This window comes from Haladaptatus sp. W1, assembly GCF_001723155.1.
Classification (GTDB): domain Archaea; phylum Halobacteriota; class Halobacteria; order Halobacteriales; family Haladaptataceae; genus Haladaptatus; species Haladaptatus paucihalophilus.
Window position 1 is genome coordinate 1 of record NZ_MEIH01000012.1, and the last position, 3,275, is coordinate 3,275.

Here is a 3,275-nt window from a genome sequence, read left to right on the forward strand (position 1 = left end):
GGCTGGTTCGTCGCCGTCTTCGGCGTCGTCATGCTCTCCGGACTGTACTACCGCGGCGTGTTGACCTTCCTCCCGGACCTCCTCTCGGGCCTCTCGCTCTTCGCCCCCATCGATGTTGCCGGAAAATCGCTCGAACCGGCGCGCTACCTCTACGCCGGACTCCTCACCGTCGGGATGGTCGGACAGTTCGCGGGCGGCAAACTCACCGACCGCGTGGAAAACACCGCCGCCATCGCCGTCGCCTTCGTACGTTGGCGCTCATCGCGCTCGTGTTCGTCCCCGCCGCGGACGCCGGGCTCGTCCCCCTGCTCGTCGTCAGTTTCGCGCTCGGATTCTGGCTGTTCGCGGTGCAACCGCTGTATCAGGCGACCGTCGCCGAGTTCACGCCGCCCGACGCCCGTGGGCTCTCTTACGGCTACACCTATCTCGGCGTGTTCGGAATCGGCGCGCTCGGTGCGGCCGTCGCTGGCTACGTGCTCCAGTACTACTCGCCGACGGTCCTGTTCCTCGTCCTCGCGGGATTCGCGACGGTCGCGTCACTACTCGGCGTCTTGCTCTCGCTTCGAGCGGAATCAGACCCCGTTTGAGTTGACGTGCTTGCCCACCTCTTCCATCACCTTCCGCTCCGCACGGGCGAGGTGTTCCCACGCCGTCGTGGACGCGATGCCGACGATATCGGCGATGTCCTCGATGCTGGTCTCCTTTTTCGGTTGGTAGTAGCCGAGGTCGATGGCCGTACCGAGCACCTCTCGCTGTCGTCCCGTGAGTTCGTGGACGACGCGCGAGAACTCCAACTGCTCCTGTTCGGCGACCGTCCCGAGTTCGACGTTTCGAACGAGGTCGGTCTCGTTCCCGGCGCGTTCGAGCGACTCGACGATTTCGTTCAGGTCGTCTGCGTCGTCCAGATACAACGTCCAGTGTTCCCACCCGGCGGTTATCGTCGCTCCGGTTCGGTAGTGGACGCCCAAGTCGGTCAACCGCTGTGAGATGCTGTCCCACTGGTAGCTGTCGATGGAGACGGCGACGAGGACGCGCGGAGCGTCGAGCGGCGTCAACGGGTCCACATCTAGTACGGGTTCCGCGGCCTCAAACTCGTCGAGGAAGCCCGCGATCGACGCTTTCGGGCCGGTTATTTCGACGATGCGTTTTCGCTCCGCGGCGCTTCCCGTCATCGACGAGACAGAGCGAATCGTGATGGCCGGATAATCGGCGCTGATGTCGCTCTCCGGCTCGCCGTGGTGACGTATCCGAAGCGTCACTTCTCGCATTACTACAATCGAGGAAATCGAATGTGTTGAACCTTTGTATCCATTCTAGCTACTTTTCTGAATCATAGAGCGTATGTTTTTCTCATTTTCTCCCTCGATTCTTTGGTAACCAGTCAAGGCCTGCGGAGACTACGCTCCTTACGGACACTGTTGTATCTGCACAGCACCTCGTACAACGTGGAACCAGATTCCCTGTGAAACGGTTGAGTCACCGTACAACTCAAAATCGTGTTTGTGCTGTGGACGCCGTGGCTACCGCCAAGGTCGGCGGTTCCGTTGCACAAATGATTCGTGTGCGGTTCAGCAAGACCATGCTGACCGGAACGATGTCGAGCGAAAGGCCCTCGACGGCCAGCACTCGAATCATTCGGGACGTCTGGCCGTCGAGGCCTTTCGCTCGACATCGTTCCGGTCAGCATGGTCTTGCTGAACCGCACACGAATCATTTGTGCAACGGAACCGCCGACCTTGGCGGTAGCCACGGCGTCCACAGCACAAACACGATTTTGAGTTGTACGGTGACTCAACCGTTTCACAGGGAATCTGGTTCCACGTTGTACGAGGTGCTGTGCAGATACAACAGTGTCCGTAAGGAGCGTAGTCTCCGCAGGCCTTGACTGGTTACCAAAGAATCGAGGGAGAAAATGAGAAAAACATACGCTCTATGATTCAGAAAAGTAGCTAGAATGGATACAAAGGTTCAACACATTCGATTTCCTCGATTGTAGTAATGCGAGAAGTGACGCTTCGGATACGTCACCACGGCGAGCCGGAGAGCGACATCAGCGCCGATTATCCGGCCATCACGATTCGCTCTGTCTCGTCGATGACGGGAAGCGCCGCGGAGCGAAAACGCATCGTCGAAATAACCGGCCCGAAAGCGTCGATCGCGGGCTTCCTCGACGAGTTTGAGGCCGCGGAACCCGTACTAGATGTGGACCCGTTGACGCCGCTCGACGCTCCGCGCGTCCTCGTCGCCGTCTCCATCGACAGCTACCAGTGGGACAGCATCTCACAGCGGTTGACCGACTTGGGCGTCCACTACCGAACCGGAGCGACGATAACCGCCGGGTGGGAACACTGGACGTTGTATCTGGACGACGCAGACGACCTGAACGAAATCGTCGAGTCGCTCGAACGCGCCGGGAACGAGACCGACCTCGTTCGAAACGTCGAACTCGGGACGGTCGCCGAACAGGAGCAGTTGGAGTTCTCGCGCGTCGTCCACGAACTCACGGGACGACAGCGAGAGGTGCTCGGTACGGCCATCGACCTCGGCTACTACCAACCGAAAAAGGAGACCAGCATCGAGGACATCGCCGATATCGTCGGCATCGCGTCCACGACGGCGTGGGAACACCTCGCCCGTGCGGAGCGGAAGGTGATGGAAGAGGTGGGCAAGCACGTCAACTCAAACGGGGTCTGATTCCGCTCGAAGCGAGAGCAAGACGCCGAGTAGTGACGCGACCGTCGCGAATCCCGCGAGGACGAGGAACAGGACCGTCGGCGAGTAGTACTGGAGCACGTAGCCAGCGACGGCCGCACCGAGCGCGCCGATTCCGAACACGCCGAGATAGGTGTAGCCGTAAGAGAGCCCACGGGCGTCGGGCGGCGTGAACTCGGCGACGGTCGCCTGATACAGCGGTTGCACCGCGAACAGCCAGAATCCGAGCGCGAAACTGACGACGAGCAGGGGGACGAGCCCGGCGTCCGCGGCGGGGACGAACACGAGCGCGATGAGCGCCAACGTACCGAAGGCGACGGCGATGGCGGCGGTGTTTTCCACGCGGTCGGTGAGTTTGCCGCCCGCGAACTGTCCGACCATCCCGACGGTGAGGAGTCCGGCGTAGAGGTAGCGCGCCGGTTCGAGCGATTTTCCGGCAACATCGATGGGGCGAAGAGCGAGAGGCCCGAGAGGAGGTCCGGGAGGAAGGTCAACACGCCGCGGTAGTACAGTCCGGAGAGCATGACGACGCCGAAGACGGCGACGAACCAGCCCGAAAAGAG

At 61.1% G+C, this 3,275-nt stretch carries 3 protein-coding genes and 3 pseudogenes; 3 read left to right on the forward strand and 3 right to left on the reverse strand.

Features of this window, described 5'->3' with window-relative positions; translation table 11 throughout:
* Positions 1–587: pseudogene (locus tag BG842_RS32870) on the forward strand (MFS transporter); the annotation flags it as partial.
* Here the strand turns inward: BG842_RS32870 and BG842_RS00510 are convergent.
* Positions 573–1,268 (reverse strand): helix-turn-helix domain-containing protein, encoded by a 696-nt coding sequence (locus BG842_RS00510; RefSeq protein ID WP_069449248.1) that lies wholly within the window; start codon positions 1,266–1,268, stop codon positions 573–575. The pseudogene BG842_RS32870 and the gene BG842_RS00510 sit on opposite strands and share 15 nt — an antisense overlap.
* 169 nt (positions 1,269–1,437) lie before the next feature.
* On the opposite strand from BG842_RS00510, the pseudogene BG842_RS32875 reads away from it, so the two are divergent.
* Positions 1,438–1,593 (forward strand): annotated as a pseudogene (locus BG842_RS32875) (zinc ribbon domain-containing protein); the annotation flags it as partial.
* Positions 1,594–1,673: 80 nt separating this feature from the next.
* On the opposite strand, the pseudogene BG842_RS32395 reads toward BG842_RS32875, so the two are convergent.
* A pseudogene (locus BG842_RS32395) lies at positions 1,674–1,829 on the reverse strand (zinc ribbon domain-containing protein); the annotation flags it as partial.
* Positions 1,830–1,998: 169 nt separating this feature from the next.
* Here BG842_RS32395 and BG842_RS00515 point away from each other — a divergent pair.
* The gene (locus tag BG842_RS00515) at positions 1,999–2,694 is read left to right on the forward strand and encodes a helix-turn-helix domain-containing protein (protein WP_069449248.1); all 696 of its coding nucleotides are present in this window, start codon (positions 1,999–2,001) and stop codon (positions 2,692–2,694) included.
* Here BG842_RS00515 and BG842_RS00520 read toward each other — a convergent pair.
* Positions 2,680–3,275: MFS transporter (locus tag BG842_RS00520; RefSeq protein WP_254662799.1), on the reverse strand; the 596-nt coding region annotated here is incomplete at its 5' end. The two genes, BG842_RS00515 and BG842_RS00520, sit on opposite strands and share 15 nt — an antisense overlap.

Coding starts and splice junctions, on each gene's coding strand:
- BG842_RS00510 (WP_069449248.1), bottom strand. CDS start 1,268: ATGCGAGAAGTGACGCTTCGGATACGTCACCACGGCGAGCCGGAGAGC.
- BG842_RS00515 (WP_069449248.1), top strand. CDS start 1,999: ATGCGAGAAGTGACGCTTCGGATACGTCACCACGGCGAGCCGGAGAGC.